This is a genomic window from Jingyaoa shaoxingensis (assembly GCF_014385005.1).
GTDB classification, from domain to species: Bacteria; Bacillota; Clostridia; order Lachnospirales; family Lachnospiraceae; genus Marvinbryantia; species Marvinbryantia shaoxingensis.
In genome coordinates this window covers 1-20,096 of sequence record NZ_JACRSZ010000028.1, presented here as the reverse complement: position 1 = coordinate 20,096, position 20,096 = coordinate 1, and the positions used below count along the sequence as shown (strand labels likewise).

Here is a 20,096-nt window from a genome sequence, read left to right as displayed (position 1 = left end):
GCATTGACTGCTGGGAAGCTGAGAAGGACTTAAAAACCACGCCTGGATCAGACTGTGCATTAAATACACTTGCTATTGACGAACCACTGGAATATGCAAGATTATATCTTGATGGAAATTTACAGATGTGGGTTGATGCAGAAGATTCACTTGAACTTTAATATTTTCTGTTAAAAATTGAGTAGGAGGCAGTGACTAACCGCCGTCCTCTCAGTGGACAGCCCCCAATTGGTGAACTGTCCACTTTTTTTAATAATATTCTCGTTCTTCCCACCAGTCGTTCACTTAACATCGGATTCCAATATAAATCACATTCTCAGGCAGTAACAGTACAATAAGATTTATCGGATATTTCAACAAACGCTTATAACAATCCACTGTATATTTTTAAATCTTCATCTTTAAACACATTAAAGATTACCTTTTTTATTCTGCTGTCTTTGTTAAGATACTGCTTTACAGTGTTCGTTGCAATCTCGGCAGCTCGTTGCTGTGGAAAACGGAATACACCTGTAGACAAACAACAGAATGCAATAGATTCCACACCAGTATCAGCTGCAAGCTTTAGGCACTCTGTGTAGCAGTTTGCCAACAGGTCTTCATCTTCTTTTGTGACTTTCCATTGTATAATAGGTCCTACCGTATGAAGAATATATTTTGTCGGAAGATTGTATCCCGATGTTATCTTTGCTTTGCCGGTCTCTTCTTCATGCCCCTGCTTTGCCATAATTTCATGCATTTTCAGACGAAGTTCCATTCCAGCATAAGTATGAATAAAGTTATCAATACAGGCATGCATCGGTGAAAAACAACCAAGCATCTGTGAGTTACACGCATTCACGATCGCATCACATTTCAAAGTGGTAATATCCCCCTGCCAGATATATAATCTCGAATCGGATTTTACAGGTGCAAGCGTGTCAACATCTGTGATTCCACGCTCTATATTTCTTTCTGTAAGATACTCATCCTGTATTTTCAAAAAATCATTACTGATTGGTCTTGGCGGTCTGACATTCATAAGTGAGCGGAGCAGATTTTCCTGCCCCTGCTTATCCGTAGGAATGTTCTGTCTGCCAAACGGTATTTCTTCTTTTAAAAGATACTGAATCAGATATTCTCTTCGCTCATCCTGTGTCATAATACCAGCCCCCTTATATCAGTAATTGCCTTTGCCATATCACCGCCAATACCGATTGCACGTTCCCCGAAGCTTTCCGGAACTACCGCTTCATCCATATTCAGGCGTATCAAACTATAAGACGAGTTCTCCCTCACCATCTTTTCAAAAGGGAAACGTATAATAATCGGCGTATTAAATCCAACTCCAAGTTCCAAAAGAACAACCTTTTTATCTTTATGCTGTTCCAGAAACCCCGCATACCTGTCGGCTGCCTCATGCCACGCTTCATCTTCCACAAAATAATTATCACAACGGAGATTCATAGCCATATTGCCGCCACACACCGGACATTTTGGTACAAGTTCTGATGGAATCAGGCAGTCTCTTCTTGCTTTATCCATTTTACGAAACAGGTCTTTTGCATCGTAAGTCTTTGGATGACAGGCTTTCTGGCACTGGATTTTTCCATAATCTCCCTGTGTTGCAAATATTCTTTTTTCATCGAATCCCGCTTTATAAAACTGATGATCCACATTGGTTGTAAGTACAAAATATTCTTTGTTCTTTACAATATCATAAAGCTCTGTATAAAGCGGCAATGCCGGAGGATCAAAGCGGTTCATCAATGCATGTTTTGACCAGTATCCCCACTTTGCCTCCTCAGACGGATATGGATAAAATCCGGCTGCATACATATCTGTCATGTAGTACTCACCGTATTTTTTTATAAATTCTGCAAAATTGTCTGTAAACCTTTTACCACCATATTGGATTCCCGCAGCTGTCGATGCCCCGGCTCCTGCCCCGATTATAACACAGTCTGTATTTCTTATATTCTTTGCTGCCCTGTCAATCTGGTCTTCATATGCATCCTTTTGGAATACATAATCCCTTGCCGGAGTACTACATAAAAAGTTTCTCCAGTCAGCATGCCCTTTTCTGATTTTCTTAAAAATCATAATGAACCTCTTTTCTCAATACACTGCTTCGGACAAATTTCTGCACATCTTCCGCAATGCAGACAATGATTCTGGTTGATAGTAACCGGAACTGAAGATATATCAATGCATTTTTGCGGACATACAGAGTAACACAGTTTGCATCCAATACATTCTTTTCCAATAAAATACCCTGTCTGAACTGCCTCGGTTTTTCCAATTGTTATAGTATCCCTCACAATATTTGATGGATTGCTGATATCAAAATACTCTCCCTGTGCCTCATACAGCCGAAACACTTCGATTGCGTCTTTCGTATCTCCCGGATAGATTTTCTTCATATATGGATTTTTTTCAAACATAATATCAAGATTCTTTTTTTCGATGTTCTTTATTTTTCCACGCAGAGACACCGCAATTTTGTCTTTTGTTGCGGATATTGCCACATACTGCTGCTCCATTAACTGGTCATAAAATGCTTTTCCCTTTGCTGTAAGGAAATACACACCTTCTTCATCATAGTACATCATATCTATGATTCTTGTCTGAGGATGTCCATCTGAACCTATCGTTGCAACTGTTGTTGAATGAATTTCATCCACCAGAAGTTTAAGATAATCCATTTTTGTCATTTCAAAGTCTCTCCTTTCAGTATCGGTGTAAGTTTTTTATATATCATCATGGCAATTGCTCCAATCACCAAGCCTTTTAAGATATTAAACGGCAATGCATTGAATAGCACAACGTCCAGCTTTGTCTTAATAAATGGCAGAAATTCGCCAAATGATGCAATCAGCTGATCCAACGGCATAAATGTTTCAAACAGTGGAAGTAGTATAAAATAATTTGCAATCGCTGCCGCTATTCCCATAGCCACACTTGAAATAACACATGCCCACTTCGCCATTTTCTTAGTCTTTTTGTATTTGTATATAAAACCGGCAGCCAGTACATAAGATGCCCCCATCAGGAAATTAGCAAGTTCACCAATTCCTCCTGTTGATGTTGACAGAAGCTGTAATATATTTTTTATCAATTCTATCATCACTCCTGTAACCGGTCCAAACGCAAACGCCCCAATCAGTGCAGGTAAATCTGACAGATCCATTCGTGCAAATGATGGACTCAAAGGAACCGGAAACTCTAAAAATGCCAACACATATGATATAGCTGCCAGTAGAGCTGTCATTGTTATCGTCCTTGTAGAAACTAAATTTTTTCTTGTTTTAATAGTTGCTGTATTGTTACTCATAAATCTCCTTTTTGTGAGATATGCCTGAATTTAAAACAGCCCGCAGGACGAGATTCCCTGCGGGACTTGTTTTATCATATCTTCTCTCATCCGGACTTTACCGTCGGTTATGGAATTGCACCATATCAGCTTTTGCTCGCAGACTATACTGCCGGTCAGGAATTACACCTTGCCCCGAAGACTGTAATTTTTTCTGTTAATTATCTTTAAAATTCATAAGGTGGATTTCCAGAGAAATCTGCGATTAAACCATGCGGATTTTCAAGATAGAATACCTCAAAAATAGGATTATCTGCTGTCTGGTACTGTCCCTTAACGATAGGGTTGTTCATGCATCCTTCCTTTACACTCTTGTTGTCCTCAAATACTGCTTTACCATGAAGACGAATCCATGCGTATTCAGGGGAAGATACTGATACTTCTACTTCAGGATTTGCTAACATATCCTTGTAAACATCCTTTGTGTTGTTAGTACAGAACCAAAGCTTTCCGTCCTGCTCAAAACAGAACATGAATGGACGGCATTTTGCCTTTCCATCTCTTCCGACGGTTGCTAAATACTGAACCGGGTTTTTTTGTAAAAATTCTACTACTTTCTGCATTTTAAATTACCTCCTTGATATGTTGTAACAATGATTATTACATCTTGTAGCTATACAATATCATCCGTTTAATGTAATGTCAATAGTTACATCAAATTTTTTGTAACTTTTTTTGTTACAACTCCTTTTGAAGATTTTACATTGATTATGAAAAACGAAAAGGCTCCGGAAATTGTGATGATATAATCACTCATCCGAAGCCTTCTGTAGGCTACTCTTCCTCTGTATACACTGCAATATCTTTTTTCACATCAGCAAGTGTCATTTCTGAAAGTTTTTCCTCCATTGCCTTCTGTACTTCTAACAGTCTCTTATCAAGAACATGGTGAATATTCTTTCCTACCGGACATTTCTGATTGGGATTCTCATGAAAATGAAACAGTTCTTCATCTGGTGCGCATTCCACTGCTTTATACACATCAAGGAATGTAATCTGCTCCAATGGTCTGGTAATTGTCACACCGCCTGTCCCTCTTGCAACTTCAATAAGACCAGCAGCCTTTAATTGTTGCAATATTTTACGAACAATCACCGGATTAGTTCCAATGCTTGCTGCCATAAAATCACTAGTCATCTTCTGATCCGAAAATGTATCTATACAGGCAAACATATGGATTGCCATTGTAAATCTGCTTGAAATCTGCATTATAAACACCTCTCTTTGACAGTAATCATATCAAAAAACAGATGTAATTTCAATGGTTACATTGTTGTTGAAAACTTAATATAAATACAATCAATAGTCTGCTTTAGAAAAAACAGGAAGATACTTTACAAAATCTTCCTGTTTTCTTTTTGTTTTAGTAATATCCTCGTTCCTCCCGCCAGTCTTTCACATAACATCGGATTCCAATATAGACCACATGCACCAGCAGTAACAATACAATGAGGTTTATCGACATGACAGATTTTATCCGTTCACCAAAGTAGATTGCGATAGCTGTACTCATTATTGCCACCATAATGCTGAGTATATCCCAACAATATTTCCGGTAGATTTTTCCAACCTGATAGCCAATCCAAACTATAATCAATCCTGTTATTATGAATAAAATTCCTATAACAATAGTTGCAATCAGCCAGTACACAATCCCGGAAATGATGCTGTTTGAAATTACATTACTTAACTGTCCGAAAGAGTCTGCACCTAGCACAAACTCCCGAAACAAGCTTCCTATTCCTTTTCCTAACGCACCGAAAAAGACGATACAGTCGTTGAGGAAAACTGGCGAAAGAATAGCGGTAAACAGCGTTGTTGTTATGCTGTACCATGCCAGCAGGAACAGGATACTTTCATAACCAACCGTCATATTTTTATATTTCTTTTCCAACTGCCTTTTACGGTTATCGCATTTTTCTTTTGCTTTCTGGTAAGCAGTACGGTCACATTTTTCGCATTTCTCATAAGGCACTTTTTTCTCGACTGCTATCTCTACCGTCTTTTGGTGTGTCTGTGCATAAAGTTTTTCCTGTTCTGCTTTTTCATACTTAAATTTCCATGCCACGACTTCTGCGTCGGCTCTTTTCCTGCTGTCTGTCTCGCTGGTCAATCGTTCCTCTGTTTGCCTTAATCTTGTCCGCAATGCTTCGATATTCTCGGCTCTGTTTTCGCTGTTCAATTTCTCGTTCAAGGTCAGCGATTCGCTTAGCTGTCTGTTCAGTTTCTGGATTGTCTGGTCTTTCTGATCCAGTTCGTCCTGCATCTGTTCGGTCATCAGCAGAAGTTCTTCCACCTGCCCGACGTTCTCTGAGTTTCTGCATCCGTTCATCAATTTCCCTCTTAAAATTTAAGTGCTGGTATTATGAAACAGCAATGAAAGATGGTAATGAAGATACGATAAATGCCATGTTACCTGATAAACTTCCAAAAAATATACAGAAACTATATGACAAAGGACATGAATGATTTTTGTTTCTTCTTCAAGCTGGAATCTGTTAATCGGTAATCTTATATCCTGTAGTCTGAAGAACTTCCAATGCTTTTTGATAGTTTTCTTTTTTATCAATACATAGTCTGTGTTGTAGGTCGATACTGCAAAAATTGAAATCCCATTATCAGCTAATATAGTAGCAATTTTAGCCAGTATTCCAATTAAGGAAAAATCCAGTACTCCCTGAATACGAAAAGCTTTCCAACCATCATCACGTTGAATCGTATTTTTGGGAACTTCACTTGTAATGCACACTAACGATTTTTCTTCATCTGTTTTTTCAATAAAGCTATATTCAGAATCTAAATTTACAAGTGAATAATCTTTTACCTGACACACTGTAAAATCTTGCTCAATCCTTTTTATTTCCATAAACTTATTCATTATCCTTTTTCATGAATTCAATATATTCCTGCCCCCAATTATGCATCGCTTCTATTACCGGATGAAATTTTTTCCCAATTTCTGTCAGCGAATATTCTACCTTAGGCGGAATCGACTCATATTGTTTTCGCTCCACCAGACCATTTTCCACCAATGTCTTTAATTGAACAGATAAAGTCGCATGTGTCATCTTTGGCATAAGACGCAAAAGATCATTGAAACGGATGGGACCATCTTCCAGATAATGCATAATTAAGACAGCCCATTTTCCTGAAATCAAACTCTGTGCTGTCGCATAAGGACATTTCCCAAAACGATCTTCCATTGTCGAATCCGTTTCAAATAATCTTTTCATATCATTACCTCTTATACATCAAATTCATCTTTTAAATCCATCATTCCACGAATCTCTGCATGACCATTCTCAATATAGAACATTCCCATCTCCCAGCCATTTTTATCATACAGATTCATAATCTGTGGCATTGCTGTACGCACCTTTTCCAAAAGAGCCTCATCTTTCACAATCTTTACAGTTCCATCATAACGCATAAACTCGTTGCCATTAACGGCTAACACTTCAACGTGGGGATTTTGCATTAACTGTGAAAAAACATTTTTGAACGTACCACATCCAAAATATAATTTACCATCGTCTAACATATGGAAACCAAATGGACGTCCCTTTGGTTTATCTCCATCTGTAGTCAAAAAATAAAATATTTTTGCCTCATCTAAAAATTGGTTTACTTTTTCAATATTTGTCATATTGGTATCCTCCTTGTTTGTATGGTCATATTTTTGAACTGGTTTAATTATATGACCGATAAAATAATACATCAAGTACGATTATTTTTGATACTTGGTATCTTTGAGAATACCTAAAAATTTGCTTTATTTCCCATACAAACATCGATTGTTCGAGCTTTTCAAATACTAACGTACTTAATTCTGTTCAATAAGTGATTTATAGTAGTTACCAAAGTCAGCAAGTGAATTAACAATTGGAAGCATTTTTGTTCCGAGTTCCGTTAATCCGTATTCAACTCTCGGTGGCTGTTCATGGTAATCGTGGCGATATGCCAGTCCATCACTCATCATTTGCCTTAAACTATCCGTTAAAACCTTTTGTGAAATACCATCTATACTTCGTTGTAGCTCATTGAATCTCCATGGGCGCTCTTTCAAGTTACGCAAAATCAGCAGTTTCCATTTTCCTCCGATGAGAGATACCGCTGTTGCAACTGGGCATTCCGGTAATTCTTCTTTTGCTCGCATAATTCTCACCTCCGAGTCTATTGTAACACATTCAATTTTGAGTGTACAGTTACAAAAAGGTGCGTACTTGTTTTTGTATGTGTCTCACACTATACTAATACCAAGCAGCCAGAAACTACAACTCAACTATGGAGGTATTATTATGACAAATTACACAAAAACAACTATTGGAAAGGAAAACCGAATTGAACTGCATGAAAAGTTGTCTTTAACAGGTGCAGAAATCAGTTTAAACGAACTACCTGCAGGAGCAAATGTCCCATTTGTTCATTCTCATAAAGAAAATGAGGAAATCTATGGAATTCTTTCAGGTAACGGCAAAGCCATAATTGATGGAGAAGAAATCAGCCTTTCAACTGGAGACTGGCTAAAAATCGCACCTGCTGCAAAGCGTCAGTTTTTTGCATCCGATATTTCCGGAATTACTTATATCTGCATACAGGTAAAAGAAAATTCTCTGGAACATTTTACAGCAGAGGACGCCGTAATCGGCTAATTAAAAGTATTTATTTACAAAAATGCACAGTTCCCGATAAGCTAAGAACTGTGCATTTCTTTTTTCTTCAATTTTACAATTTCTCTATTTTTCAAACAAGAACTTCTCGATTTCAAATGGCGATAAATAAATCTCTCCACCATCATCAGTTTAATTTTCGTTTAGATTAACGATTTCTTTTTCCTGTATTCTCTGTCCCTCGGATTTCCTCATGATAGAAATAATCTACGATCACCGGATGTCCCTGCGGGACTCTGCCATAAGGCATTTCATTATCCACAAATGGGCAATCATACTTCTTAGCCATTTCCTCAGCTTTTACTTCAAGTGCTTCAAAGTAGCTGCGGTTATGCTTGTTATAGATCTCGTCATAAAGTGGTACAAGATCAGGATATTTTCCGGCGATATAATCCATAATTGTCTTTTTGAAACCGCCTCGAAGATTGAGATTTTCGAGCCAGAACAGATCGCACTGATCCTTTACCCGCTCAAAGATTGCTTCAAAATTCGTGATACCGGGGAATACCGGAGATACGAAACAGACTGTACGGATACCTGCTTCATATACCTGCTTCATAGCAGCGATACGGCGCTCAATGCTAGAAGCAGAGTCCATATCGTTCTTGAAATTTTCATCTAGTGTGTTGATCGACCATGAAACGGTTACTCGTCCAAGCTTCTTCAGCAGATCAATATCTCGTACCACAAGATCCGACTTTGTGCCGATCAGAATATCTGCGTCACTGCCGATCAGCTGCTCCAGAAGTTTTCTGGTATTCCCGAATTGCTCCTCCTGTGGATTGTAGCCATCTGTCACAGAACCGATGACCACCCGCTGACCGGCATATTTCTTCGGATTCTTAATTTCCGGCCAATGCTTCACATCAAGGAAAGTGCCCCATTCCTCCTTGTGTCCGGTAAAGCGCTTCATAAAAGAAGCATAGCAATACTTGCAGGCGTGTGTACAGCCTACATATGGATTGACCGAGTAACCGCCTACAGGCAGACTGGACTTGGTCATGATGTTCTTTGTTTCCGCCTCATTAATGAGGATTCCATTTATTACTTCTGCCATAATCTCTGTACCTCCAACACTTTATTGAATTCATCCGGCATTTCCTGAATCATATTTTCATTCCCTATGATAGGGACAAGATCTTCCTTCATAAATACCGGAATGTCAAGCACATGCGCCTGATCTGTCAGAGACCATGCCCACTCCGGCTCCGTATGAACCTTCCTGCTCTGAACTCCAGTCATGGTGCCGACAACGATCCAGTTGATCCCGGAAAGATCAACTGAACCTGGATTGTCGAATAGCGGCTCAAAGGTAACATGATAGTGTTTTGCTCTGATATTTTCCCGTAGTGCGTCAATACGCCACAGTTCTGCTTTTCTCGTCACCGTAACACCAAACCATGCGTTTTCCAAATCTGTATCAAAATCCAGCAGATCTGGTCGCTTTGTAAGGAACAGGAACTGATGCTGTGGATTTTCACGGATTTTTTCAAATACCTCGTCTCTCCATTCTGACTTCCAGTCGGAAAGATCGCTCATGCCGGTAAGAAGAAAGTTCTGCGGACGTTTCTTTTCCATCATCTTGAGCTTACCCGGAAAGAATTCAGGGTCAGCAAAGTCATCAATCATATGCCAGCGTTTCACATTATTGCGGGCATAGCAATATGCACACCCCACTGTACATCCGATGACGATATTCATGTTTTGAATCTGATCTTTGATACAAATACTCATGATTTCTGCCACTCCTCAAGATTCTTTCTGATACGGTCGAGGCATTCCTCAAACTGGGTAATTTCTTCCTCCGAAAAACCTTTGTAGTAAATACTGCCCATTTTATCAGATACAGAATCGTATTTGTCCTTTAAGGCATGTGCTTTTTCAGTCAGAAACAGGAGTGTTTTCCTTTTGTCCGTTTCAGACTGAACACGTCTTATCAGCCCTTGATTTTCCATTCTTTCCAGCATCGTAGTAAGAGAAGTTATCGCTAATCCACATTTAATCGAGAGTGACCTGATTGAGATTCCATCTTCCTGCCATAGTACATAAAGAATACGCCCCTGGGCTCCGTTAAACGCATCAATATTCTTTTCGCTGAGAATCTTCTCAAAGATTCGATCTCCAAGTTGTTTTATTTTGGTAACAAGAAATCCGCCATTCATTTTCATACAAAAACTCCTATATAGTATTTTATCAAATAATACTATATAGGAGTTTTACTGTCAACAGTTTGTATGTCTAAGTAGAAGTAAATACCGATTTGCACCTCAAATCATTTTCTTCATTCTATCACAGCATCATGTTATTCCGCCATCCGCCATCAATTTTTCGAACCAGGTATCCATGACAATAATAAACTGACCTGTGCCATGCCATTCTTGCAGCATTTCATCCAGAGTTTTGTGTTTCTCATATTTCTGCACATACACCCAGGTAGCTATACCACTGGCCTCAGAAATAATTCCTGTTATGATCTTACGCATGATCTTTCACCTGAAACGGATGCTCTTTGAACGGGCGGAGACGTTCAATCTCAATTTCTATGATTCTTTCTTCTTTTTCTTCTGATTGTCTGTTTTGCTCAGTCATCTCGACTCCTTTCTTTCAGGATTCAGGATATAAAAAATGCCTGCCTGGAACTTTTGTTGTAGATAAAGTTCCAAACAGACATTGCTGTTTGACCATTAGCTATAGCTAATAAAATCGTATACTGTTTCAGCTAATTAATGTTTGCAGGTTTCAGAGAGATGGTTTCTTTTCCCGCCTTTTCTCTGATTTACATCCCCAAATACGGGGTGACAACAGAGCGGAACCCAAATGTTAGCTGGACTCTTGAAAAACCATGTTTGCAAACCGGTGATTTTGATTAGCTGTCAGCTAACAAAAATCGGATTGTGTTAGCTGAAAATGGATCATTTTGAATGGAATTTCGTGTCACGAACGTGTTTAGAAAATAAGAAAAGCGTTCGTTGTCAGCTAATCCAGCTAACATTTTCGAACGCTTTGAAGCCCGTCGCCAAGAGGATTTGAACCTCCGACCCCTCGCTTAGGAGAGCTCCAACCTATTGTCAATCTCTGTCAATCTGAGGTGAGGTAAACCCAAGTGGGACACTATATAAAACTGTTTCCGATTCAATTTGAGTTATTCTGAATACCCCCTCTGTCAAGCTCTGAAAGTTAGCTGATTGTTTGCTCCAGCTAATAATCGGGGAATGCCTTGATATTACCATCGACATCTGTTATATGACCACCATGCTTCGTACGTTCGATCATGGTAAACAGTATTCAATTAAACTTTCCTATCATAAGTACAAGATATTATCTTGTCTATAAATAATATAACGCATACGAGACGGTTTGTCCATGCGTTTTTGACTGACTACTTTGACATTTTCAAAGTAGCTTCGAAGTACTTCGAAGTTATTTTTCAAATACGGACATAACCGGTGGATGGACCTGCACCAACTTTTGCGATATACCCACTCTTAACCAGATTCGTCAAAGTCCTTTCCACGGTAATTTTGCTTATATCAGGACAAAGCTCCATGATTTCTTTCTTTGTAATTTTGCCAACCTTGTTATCAATAACCGCTTTAATTCTATCAGGCTTAGAAAGACTCCGATGCTTCAAATGCTCTACACGGCTTTCGAATTCATTGTATGCTTTCAACATGATACCCAGATAATATTTAACAAAAGGCTCATAGCTGTTTTCGCCCTCATGCCAGCCAGTAGAACTTGCTTGAAGAGCTTCATAATATGTTTCTTTTGTCTTTTCAATCAGCATTTCCATACTGACATATTTTCCAACGATATATCCCGCCTTATAAAAAAGCAATAAAGTGAGCAAACGGCTCATCCTACCATTTCCGTCATTGAAAGGATGGATGCACAGAAAGTCCAGAATGAACATGGGAATCAAAACCAGTTTATCAATGCGGTCAGCTTCCCATGCTTCAAGGAAGCGAGTGCAAAGTTCTTCCATCGCTTCAGCAGTCTGAAATGCGGGAACTGGAATAAAACGTGCCTTCTGATGACCCTCGGCATCTGTTTCTGCAATTACATTATCGGAATTCTTATAACTTCCGCCAGCAGACCCCTGTGAATAGGAGTACAGATCTCGATGTAACTGCAAAATAATGTTCGGTCTTGGGTTGATATATTCATAGCCTTCGTGAATTGTGGAAAGTACTTCACGATAACCAGCAATTTCCTGCTCAGATCGATTGCGGGGTTCTGCTTTTTGACTTACCAATTCTTCCAAACGCTTATCGCTTGTAAATATACCTTCGATTCGGTTGGATGCTCCCGTACTCTGAATCAATGCAACTTCTAAGAGTGTTTTCAATTCATCTACGTTGGCTTCGAGAAATAATTCCTGTTTGCCTTTATGTTCATGGATGCTGCTAACCATCTGAACAATTTCAGGTGTTAACAACTTCGCAGGACTTACAATAAAATCAAAGTCTCTCATAGGAATCTCCTTCATTTCAGATTTATCTCCATCATTCTATCATCAAATGATGTAGATCTCAATAGATTTGATGGAGATAGAATATCCATATACACAATAAATATCCTCATTTCATCCATATATTATATCGTTTTATGAATCGTTTTTTCACTAAAATTACACTATTTTTTCACTATTTTTCATTACTTCATCGTCCTCGCCAGTGAATTGAGCAATGCCCGCATTTCTGGATTAGCCAATACTTTTGCCAGAAGTTCCGGATCGACTTCATCAGCAACAGAAACGTCACAAGCAACCAAACGATAACGGTTTCTGTATAGAGTTGGTTGAAGCTTCTGGTTAAAGATTTGCAAAAGTTCCCATAGTGCATTATCTTTTAATTTTGCACGCTGGTGATAGAAGGCGGCTTTTGATGGTGTTTCATCAGTGCGTCCGAAAAAATGATAAAGTTCTTGCTTCACTTTTTAGAAGACGAACAAAATGATTTCTGCACCAAAACCAGTTCCATGAAGCATGGCAACCCTTTGAGGAAGAGCCATCTTATTTGTGTTTTTGGCCATTGATATCATCTTCTCTTTTAAATAAACAGTGATTAGCAATAACTAACCACTGTTTATTATATCGCCTATTTTGTTCTTCTCCAACTCATTAACAGTAAAAATACTCCGTTCGACAATAAATTTCTATCTCTCTGATATTGTATATCCACTATAGTTTTAGATGTATCATCTTTACCATCTTGAATTGATCAGAAACTGTCATACTGACCTTTGTGGATAGCTTTAAGCCATTTTTAGGGATGTAACGATAGTATGGTTCCTCCGCAATCACCTTAACATTCCCCCCGATCTTTGCTGCCAGTTCTTCCGCTGAATCCACATAAAAGAACATTTGTGCATCGGCATGGCCGACCTGTTTCATATATTTTTTCTTCATCATGGTCATTCCTCTTTTGTTCACCGTATCAAAAACAACTTCCATATTTCCAAATTGCCCAATCATACGCAGAAGGGCAATGACCTTATGTTCCTCAAAATAATGAAATAACCCGCCTGCAGTAACGAGAATAGGAGCATCAAGTACATCATTGCGAACTTTTTTGATCCAATCCTTTGCAAAGGCATCCCCGGAAATATATAATTCTCTCTCTGGTTCGGGAAGAAGTCCCCGCCGGTATTCGATTACATGAGGCAGATCCATGGCATACCAGTGTGTCTTTCCGTTATCACATCGGTGATAGGTTGTCTCCAGACCACAGCCCAACTGGACAATCACACCGTCCGGTCTGCGTTCCAGAAAAGTCCGAATAATCCGATCCATATTAGCAGACCGGGAAGCAGAGGCCAAAAGGGTATACTGGCTCTGCATATTCTGTTTAATCAAGTTTGAAGGTAGCTTCTTTTTCAATTCCAATGCTTTTTTATCATATAAAATTTGCGGGTAATGCTCACTAGCATAAATTCTTCCCAGCATAGGGACGAACAGTGTATCCTCCACGACTCCTAACTTGGACATAGCCAAACCTCCTGTTTTGATACATTACTTTCTGCCGACAAGCAGCCGGGAAGACCTCAGCATCATCATGGCAGCCCGACGGTGGGAGCCAAAAGCTTCCTGTGCAGTGTCAACGAGTCGTACTTCCTCATACCCCATATCTCGCAGTTTCTGCGCAAAACCTTCCATGTCACCGTACATCTTTGGTTTCATATCATCGTTGAGTGCAAAGACGCCGCCTTTTTTCAATACCCGCAGGCTTTCCAGCAGCAGTTTCTGCATATCAGCACCCATAACATTGTGATAGACATAGTTGCTGATGACTACATCAAAACTCTCATCAGGAAAATCCAGCTGCTTCGCATCACCGTGCTGAAATACACAGCGGGAAGCCACGCCCTCCCTGGCAGCATTCTTCTCGCAGAGTGCTTTGCTGTAATTATACACAGCGCCCCAGTAATCAACACCGATCACTTTTGCTTTCGGCCATGTCAGAGCTGAACGGATTGTCAATGCTCCGGAGCCGCAGCCTACTTCCAGAATCTTCCCCTCACCGTCATAGTCCAGATGAGAGAGAACAACTCGATGAACCTGTTCCATAATTCCGCCACCGCCAAAGGCATACTGCCGCCTGATCCATGTGATCCAGATCAGCAAAACCAAAAGTGCGACTGTGATAACAGTAAACAGAACACCAAGAACAGCGACATGTAATACATAAAAAGAGAGGACAGCCAGCATAGCGGCCAAAACTCCGATTCCGCCAATGATGTAAAAGACAGGGTTGGACATCCAGCTTCCATAGTCTTCTCCGTGGGTGCCAAGTCGGATATTTTCCTGCTTACAATGGTTCTTGTTCATTACATTTCCTCCTTCTTTACGCAAGTTTCCAATTCTGGCTTTCTGTCTGCAGTTTTACCATATGGGCATATACACCATTCTTTTCTTCCAGATTCTTTGGTGATCCTTCTTCTGCCACGGTGCCATCAGAAAGGACAACAATTTTATCTGCTCCTGCTACGGTACGCATCCTGTGGGCGATGACCAGAACCGTTTTATCTGCGATCAGACGGGAAAGGGCTGTCTGTATCAGAGTTTCATTCTCCACATCCAGGGAAGCAGTGGCTTCATCTAAAAGAATGATCGGCGCATTTTTCAGAAATGCACGGGCAATAGAGATACGCTGGCGCTCTCCGCCGGAAAGTTCACAGCCATTTTCCCCGATATTGGTATGCCATCCATCCGGCAGTTTTTCCGCAAATTCATCCACATTGGCAAGTTTCGCAGCAGCAATGACCTGTTCATCTGTGGCGTCTTTGTTTCCGATTCGGATATTTTCCAGAATCGTATTGTCAAACAGTGTAACATCCTGGAATACGATGGAATACAGAGAAAGCAGTGTTTCCGGGTCAATTCGGGATACATCCATGCCTCCCACGGTAATCTTTCCTCTGTTAATATCCCAGAACCTTGCTGCCAGCCGGGATACGGTTGTTTTTCCTCCGCCAGATGGGCCGACCAAAGCCGTAACCTCTCCCTGTTTTGCCGTAAAGGAAACATCTTTCAATACGGTTTCTCCGGTATTGTAGGCAAACCTAACATGGTCAAAGACAATATCATACCCCTGATTGGAAAGCCTGTCGCTGCCCTGCTGGATCGGATGATCGAGAATTTCATTCATACGGGCAATGTTGGTTCGTGTACTGATGACTGCCGCAAGATTCTGGAGTGCGCCCTGCAGAGGGTCATATAAACGGGATACTACCAGAAGGAACATAAAGAATGTAAGCACGGAGAGGCTTCCTTGCATGAGCAAAACAGCTCCCACCAGCGCAACCGTTGCAATACCAAGCTTCAGCACCAGCGATGCGGAAACCACAAAAACAGCAAGGCCGAATTCATTGAGGATGGAACGATGCTCCACGGCACGGATCTTCTTTTCCAGACCTTTTAAATATGCCTGCTCCGCATTGTTCGCTTTCAGGTCACGAACCGTTTCAATGCACTCCTGTATCCCGTCTGCGCAGGCCATCTTTACATCCATGGCTTTCTGATTCAGATTTTCCTGAATCTTTGCGGAAAATCCCACAATCGCAAAGGCAACCGGCAGAACCCATAAGGCAGCCAGTGCCATTCTCCAGTCCGTAAAGAGCAGACCAATGGAAATCAGAACTGTAGAAATGATCGAACCCGCAAGCTCAGGGATAAAATGCGAAAAACTCTGCTCCAGGAAGGTGCAATCCGCCATAATGGTACTGGTAAGATCGGCTAAATCCTTTTTCCCGAAAAAGGAAAGGGGGATTTTGCGCAGATGCTCTGCCAGGGTAATGCGGCGGATACCGCTTTCTTTGTAAGTGGCAAAATAGGTCGCATTGTATTGAAAGAAAGTGGTCAGCAGAATCAAGCCGATACACACCACGCAGCCTGCCACATAAAATGGAATTTTCTCGCCGGGAACACCCCCGTTCATCAGATCGCTGACCAGGTAATATAAAAGTCCCACCGGAAACATAAAAGACAGATTCTGAAGGACACAGGCCAGGCAGCCTTTGATCAGGTCTTTTGCTCCCTGTTCAGACAGGGCATATTTTTTCTGCAGTTTTTTGATCATATCACTGCACCTCCTTTGTTACCTTCCATTGCACGGAAGTCTGGTAATTTTTCCACATACGGCTGAATATACCGTCTTTTGCAAGCAATTCGCGACTGTTTCCGCACTCGGCAACCCGTCCGTCGCAAATGACAAAAATCTGATCCACATTTGTTACGGTAGAAAGCCTGTGGGCAATCATAATCACTGTCTTACCCTCGGAAAGTCTTGAGAAAGCAGCCTGTACGCGGCTTTCGTTATCCGGGTCAGCAAAGGCAGTGGCTTCATCCAGAATGATAATCGGAGCATTTTTCAGCATCACACGGGCAATGGCAATTCGTTGCTGCTCGCCGCCGGAAAGATAGACACCCTTTGTACCGATGACCGTATCCACACCCTGTGGGAGTTTTTCCAGAATATCATCGCATTGCGCGTGATGAAGGGCAGTCAGAACTTCCTCACGGGTAGCTTCCGGTTTTCCCATACGCACATTTTCCAGAATAGATGCCTTGATCAGACGGCTGTTCTGAAATACGAAAGACACCGTGTTCATGAGTTCCTCTTTCGGGATGTCTTTCACATTAACACCACCGATTTTTACCATTCCGCTCTGGGGATCAAAGAATCGGGAAATCAGGTTGGCAAGGGTTGTTTTTCCACCGCCGGATGGACCTACAAAAGCTACCGTCTGTCCTGCAGGAATGGTCAGTGAAATATCTTTTAATACTTCTTTTTCTCCATCATAGCTGAAATGAACCGATTTCAGTTCCACGGAAGCGTTTTGAGGATGCTTTGAATGTTTCGTTTCCTCCAGAGGCTTCAAATGCAAAACGCTGTCAATTCTCTGTAAAGCGTCGTCTACGATCATGGCGTTTTCACTTTGGAACATAATGCGTGTCAGTGTGACAGAAATAACCGGTGTAATGATGATATAGAAAATAAGATCCAGTAAGAAACCGGAAGTTACACCGTCTTGCGTAAGCAACAGTCCTCCGGCAATCAGTGTGGCAAAAACGCCGTTGATCGCAGCTGTATAGAACATCATCGGTGTCCGAAGCTGCCTGGTATAAGCAATCACCCATACTTTATACCGGTCAATGGAGTCTTTAAACTTCTTAAAGGAAAAGATCGTCTGGCCAAAGGTTTTTACCACCGGAATCCCACGGACATACTCTACCGCTTCATTGGACATATCATCCAGCGCATTCTGGTATTCTTTCATCTTTTCCTGCATCTGCTTTCCGGTCATTGCCATCATGATCAGAAACCCCAGCACAACCGGAACAAGACTCAATAGTCCCAGTCTCCAGTCAAACACGAACAACAGCACCAAAAGACCGCAGGGGGTTGCAATGGCATTGGCTCTGTCGGGAAGCTGATGGGCGAGATAGGTTTCGGTGGCTGCGCTGGATTCGTTGACAATCTTGCGCAGTTTTCCGCTGCCAAAACTCTCGGCAAACCCAAGAGGCAACTTAACAATATGCTCCATGGTCTGGATACGCAGGTTTGTGGCAATACGAAATGCTCCCAAATGGGAACACATCAGCCCTGCTATGTAGACAAGCACCGCTATAACCGCAAACAATACTGCCATCCAGCCATTACCGGTCAGGTTCTGTGCCTGGTCAAAATTCGGTGCCACCTCCAATACTTCCTTGATCATTTTCCAGATGTAATAGAATGGTACCAGAGCAATCAGGGCACTGATCGCAGAAAGCACCCAGGAAGCATAGGTCAGGTACTTATGGCTGCCTGCAATTTCCAGCAGGCGTGATAAATTGGATTGCTTTTTCAAAAAAATTCCTCCTTTTCTTTGTGTTTATGATAAAGAGAACACGTCTATGTTCTTACAATATCCGAATTTAGATTAGTTTCAGCTAACTATCAAGCAAAAATTATAAGGCATTACTGCCCCATAATTTTCATCCATCCCGCTGTATAAAAGGCGCGCATTTCTCTGACGTAGTTTTCGGCATCTTTGAGCGGCATTTCGTGGATGATCAATTCAAAAAAGGTATGAAACATTCCGGTGATCAGAATATGCTCCAGCGAAGGATCGATATGCGGAGAGGGCCTTCCAAGCTTCCTTAAAACCTCCTGATAGGCATGAGTCCCTTCCACTTCAATCTCCACCATTTCATCAATTAGCCCGGCAAATTTTGTTCCTTCCGAACAGCAGAGGATCAGTTTACATTCCTCTAAATGTTCGTACGCATAATGGAGCATATCGTACATACAAAGCCCCGAAATGTCACTCATGACTTCCGGCTGCTGGGCAGCTGGTAGTTCGGCGAACTCCTGCTGTGCCTTTATAAAACGTTTGAGAATATATTCGTAATGCTCACCAACGATGGCTTCAAAAAGTTCTTCTTTACTTTTATAATATCCGTAAAAGGCTCCGGTAGTCATTCCCACGGATTTCACAATATTCCGCAGGGAAGCGTCTTTATATCCTTTTTCTAAAAATTCTGCTTTTGCTGCCCGGTGGATATTTTCTAAAGTCGTTCCATTTCCGTTTATTTTGCACACCTCCTATATAACAGTGATATATAACACTGTTATAATTTTAGTCTCTAAAAATTATTTTGTCAAGAGCAACAAGAAATAGTTGCATAAAAATAGCAATCCAAACAGCATTCTGCACTTTATTACTGATAAAATTTTTAAATACTGGTTTTGACAAAAGTTTCATTTTTTCTAATAAATGATAAGCAGGGTGGAGTTTGTTCTCACACCCTGCTTTGTGATTATCATGAACTACTCGAAGATCTTCTTCACTTTTTCTTTCAGCCTGTCCATATGCCTGTAAACCGCCTTTTCGGTAATCTTCAGATACCTGGCTATTTCATGAGTGCTATACCCCTGGATCTTCATCAGAACGATCTGAAGGGTAAGCCTGTCCACGGTGATCAGCACATGATACAATTCCTGATTCTCAATACGATCCAGAAAGTCCTGTACTGTTTTCAGTTCTGCCTGATCAGTGGATGCTGCTACGGTATCCAGATATGTACCTGTTCTATCATGGCTAGTGTTATTTTCCTATATCATATCTCAAATCCAGAAAAAAATTTAGGATGTCGATGCAGACAATATCTGCCTGATCAACACCCTGTTTTTACTGTTCCAAGTTATCGAGCCAGTCGTCGAAACTCTTCTTAGAGATGCGATACTTTCCGCCATCCAACTGGATCCACCGGAATTCCTTTTTCTTCAAAAGGTTATAAATAGTAGGTCTGCTAACTCCTAAGATTTCCTGTAACTCCTGAACTGTATAACATCTTTTCTCTGACATTTCTTTATCCTCTTTTCTTTGAAATATGAAAGAAAAAGAGCATATGGAATTGAATCCATACACTCTATGATTTCTTGAACTTTATTTCATTTTTAATTCAACAAACTGTTAAGGAAACAATCGGAGTTGGTGTAAACGAAAAAGCAGCCTTGAGTTCTGATAAAAACTGCCCTTTCGTTTACATCAATTTCGATTTTACCTTGGTGAACAAAGTCGCGTCC

At 40.8% G+C, this 20,096-nt stretch carries 25 protein-coding genes, 2 pseudogenes and 1 riboswitch; of the genes and pseudogenes, 2 read left to right on the top strand and 25 right to left on the bottom strand.

Going from position 1 to position 20,096, the window contains the following annotated elements; all coding sequences use genetic code 11:
• Nucleotides 1-161, top strand: a 161-nt coding sequence (locus H8716_RS16590; protein ID WP_249310075.1) for a DUF6061 family protein, incomplete at its 5' end; no start/stop codon positions are given.
• Nucleotides 162-364: 203 nt separating this feature from the next.
• Here the strand turns inward: H8716_RS16590 and H8716_RS16585 are convergent.
• The 11 genes and pseudogenes from H8716_RS16585 to H8716_RS16530 form a co-directional block, all read right to left on the bottom strand.
• The gene (locus tag H8716_RS16585; protein WP_072522433.1) at nt 365-1,141 is read right to left on the bottom strand and encodes a protein-ADP-ribose hydrolase; all 777 of its coding nucleotides are present in this window, start codon (nt 1,139-1,141) and stop codon (nt 365-367) included.
• Nucleotides 1,138-2,082: an SIR2 family NAD-dependent protein deacylase gene (locus H8716_RS16580; RefSeq protein ID WP_072522434.1), complete on the bottom strand. Its 945-nt coding sequence runs from the start codon at nt 2,080-2,082 to the stop codon at nt 1,138-1,140. Before H8716_RS16580 ends, H8716_RS16585 begins: the two co-directional genes overlap by 4 nt.
• Complete coding sequence (locus tag H8716_RS16575) at nt 2,079-2,693, bottom strand: 4Fe-4S binding protein (RefSeq protein WP_118498512.1); 615 nt, start codon at nt 2,691-2,693, stop codon at nt 2,079-2,081. The genes H8716_RS16580 and H8716_RS16575 overlap by 4 nt, the downstream gene beginning before the upstream one ends.
• The gene (locus tag H8716_RS16570; RefSeq protein WP_117495880.1) at nt 2,690-3,313 is read right to left on the bottom strand and encodes an ECF transporter S component; all 624 of its coding nucleotides are present in this window, start codon (nt 3,311-3,313) and stop codon (nt 2,690-2,692) included. Before H8716_RS16570 ends, H8716_RS16575 begins: the two co-directional genes overlap by 4 nt.
• Before the next feature lie 74 nt (nt 3,314-3,387).
• A riboswitch (FMN riboswitch) is annotated at nt 3,388-3,499 on the bottom strand.
• A 20-nt stretch (nt 3,500-3,519) separates the two neighbouring features.
• Nucleotides 3,520-3,915: a pyridoxamine 5'-phosphate oxidase family protein gene (locus H8716_RS16565; RefSeq protein WP_004844992.1), complete on the bottom strand. Its 396-nt coding sequence runs from the start codon at nt 3,913-3,915 to the stop codon at nt 3,520-3,522.
• A gap of 211 nt (nt 3,916-4,126) precedes the next feature.
• The gene (locus H8716_RS16560; protein ID WP_009243644.1) at nt 4,127-4,561 is read right to left on the bottom strand and encodes an Rrf2 family transcriptional regulator; all 435 of its coding nucleotides are present in this window, start codon (nt 4,559-4,561) and stop codon (nt 4,127-4,129) included.
• A gap of 154 nt (nt 4,562-4,715) precedes the next feature.
• Nucleotides 4,716-5,684, bottom strand: coding sequence for a DUF6040 family protein (locus H8716_RS16555; protein ID WP_249310073.1), 969 nt, complete (start codon nt 5,682-5,684; stop codon nt 4,716-4,718).
• 166 nt (nt 5,685-5,850) lie between these two features.
• Nucleotides 5,851-6,218 (bottom strand): annotated as a pseudogene (locus H8716_RS16545) (ACT domain-containing protein).
• Nucleotides 6,219-6,222: 4 nt separating this feature from the next.
• Nucleotides 6,223-6,585, bottom strand: a complete 363-nt coding sequence (locus H8716_RS16540; protein WP_021924325.1) for a winged helix-turn-helix transcriptional regulator — start codon at nt 6,583-6,585, stop codon at nt 6,223-6,225.
• 11 nt (nt 6,586-6,596) lie between these two features.
• Nucleotides 6,597-6,998 (bottom strand): pyridoxamine 5'-phosphate oxidase family protein, encoded by a 402-nt coding sequence (locus H8716_RS16535; RefSeq protein WP_195700459.1) that lies wholly within the window; start codon nt 6,996-6,998, stop codon nt 6,597-6,599.
• Nucleotides 6,999-7,175: 177 nt separating this feature from the next.
• Nucleotides 7,176-7,508, bottom strand: a complete 333-nt coding sequence (locus tag H8716_RS16530) for a winged helix-turn-helix transcriptional regulator (protein ID WP_072522465.1) — start codon at nt 7,506-7,508, stop codon at nt 7,176-7,178.
• Nucleotides 7,509-7,650: 142 nt separating this feature from the next.
• Between H8716_RS16530 and H8716_RS16525 the strand changes: the two genes are divergently transcribed.
• On the top strand, nt 7,651-8,004 hold the full coding sequence (locus H8716_RS16525) for a cupin domain-containing protein (RefSeq protein ID WP_117495883.1): 354 nt from the start codon (nt 7,651-7,653) through the stop codon (nt 8,002-8,004).
• 166 nt (nt 8,005-8,170) lie between these two features.
• Here the strand turns inward: H8716_RS16525 and H8716_RS16520 are convergent, their stop codons facing one another.
• The 14 genes and pseudogenes from H8716_RS16520 to H8716_RS16460 all read right to left on the bottom strand — a co-directional run bounded on the left by H8716_RS16520 (nt 8,171) and on the right by H8716_RS16460 (nt 19,875).
• Nucleotides 8,171-9,079, bottom strand: coding sequence for a radical SAM mobile pair protein B (locus H8716_RS16520; protein WP_249310071.1), 909 nt, complete (start codon nt 9,077-9,079; stop codon nt 8,171-8,173).
• Complete coding sequence (locus tag H8716_RS16515) at nt 9,067-9,756, bottom strand: radical SAM mobile pair protein A (protein WP_249310067.1); 690 nt, start codon at nt 9,754-9,756, stop codon at nt 9,067-9,069. The genes H8716_RS16520 and H8716_RS16515 overlap by 13 nt, the downstream gene beginning before the upstream one ends.
• Nucleotides 9,753-10,190 (bottom strand): radical SAM mobile pair system MarR family transcriptional regulator, encoded by a 438-nt coding sequence (locus H8716_RS16510; protein ID WP_118041147.1) that lies wholly within the window; start codon nt 10,188-10,190, stop codon nt 9,753-9,755. The genes H8716_RS16515 and H8716_RS16510 overlap by 4 nt, the downstream gene beginning before the upstream one ends.
• A 129-nt stretch (nt 10,191-10,319) precedes the next feature.
• Nucleotides 10,320-10,505: a hypothetical protein gene (locus tag H8716_RS16505; protein WP_330412113.1), complete on the bottom strand. Its 186-nt coding sequence runs from the start codon at nt 10,503-10,505 to the stop codon at nt 10,320-10,322.
• A gap of 1 nt (nt 10,506) precedes the next feature.
• Nucleotides 10,507-10,707, bottom strand: a pseudogene (locus tag H8716_RS18100) (ParB/RepB/Spo0J family partition protein); the annotation flags it as partial.
• A 742-nt stretch (nt 10,708-11,449) separates the two neighbouring features.
• Nucleotides 11,450-12,511: a Fic family protein gene (locus H8716_RS16500; protein ID WP_117559295.1), complete on the bottom strand. Its 1,062-nt coding sequence runs from the start codon at nt 12,509-12,511 to the stop codon at nt 11,450-11,452.
• Between the two features lie 167 nt (nt 12,512-12,678).
• Nucleotides 12,679-12,957 (bottom strand): hypothetical protein, encoded by a 279-nt coding sequence (locus H8716_RS16495; protein ID WP_249310066.1) that lies wholly within the window; start codon nt 12,955-12,957, stop codon nt 12,679-12,681.
• 247 nt (nt 12,958-13,204) lie between these two features.
• Nucleotides 13,205-14,011: a class I SAM-dependent methyltransferase gene (locus tag H8716_RS16490; protein ID WP_249310064.1), complete on the bottom strand. Its 807-nt coding sequence runs from the start codon at nt 14,009-14,011 to the stop codon at nt 13,205-13,207.
• A 24-nt stretch (nt 14,012-14,035) separates the two neighbouring features.
• A complete protein-coding gene (locus H8716_RS16485) occupies nt 14,036-14,851 on the bottom strand; it encodes a class I SAM-dependent methyltransferase (RefSeq protein ID WP_249310058.1) in 816 nt (271 codons plus the stop codon).
• A gap of 16 nt (nt 14,852-14,867) precedes the next feature.
• Nucleotides 14,868-16,601, bottom strand: coding sequence for an ABC transporter ATP-binding protein (locus H8716_RS16480; RefSeq protein WP_071144397.1), 1,734 nt, complete (start codon nt 16,599-16,601; stop codon nt 14,868-14,870).
• 1 nt (nt 16,602) lies between these two features.
• Nucleotides 16,603-18,375, bottom strand: a complete 1,773-nt coding sequence (locus H8716_RS16475; RefSeq protein ID WP_004611458.1) for an ABC transporter ATP-binding protein — start codon at nt 18,373-18,375, stop codon at nt 16,603-16,605.
• 110 nt (nt 18,376-18,485) lie between these two features.
• Nucleotides 18,486-19,109, bottom strand: a complete 624-nt coding sequence (locus H8716_RS16470; RefSeq protein WP_004611459.1) for a TetR/AcrR family transcriptional regulator — start codon at nt 19,107-19,109, stop codon at nt 18,486-18,488.
• Between the two features lie 228 nt (nt 19,110-19,337).
• A complete protein-coding gene (locus H8716_RS18160; protein ID WP_004611461.1) occupies nt 19,338-19,496 on the bottom strand; it encodes a sigma factor-like helix-turn-helix DNA-binding protein in 159 nt (52 codons plus the stop codon).
• Between the two features lie 202 nt (nt 19,497-19,698).
• A complete protein-coding gene (locus tag H8716_RS16460) occupies nt 19,699-19,875 on the bottom strand; it encodes a helix-turn-helix domain-containing protein (RefSeq protein ID WP_003864535.1) in 177 nt (58 codons plus the stop codon).
• Nucleotides 19,876-20,096 lie beyond the last annotated feature (221 nt).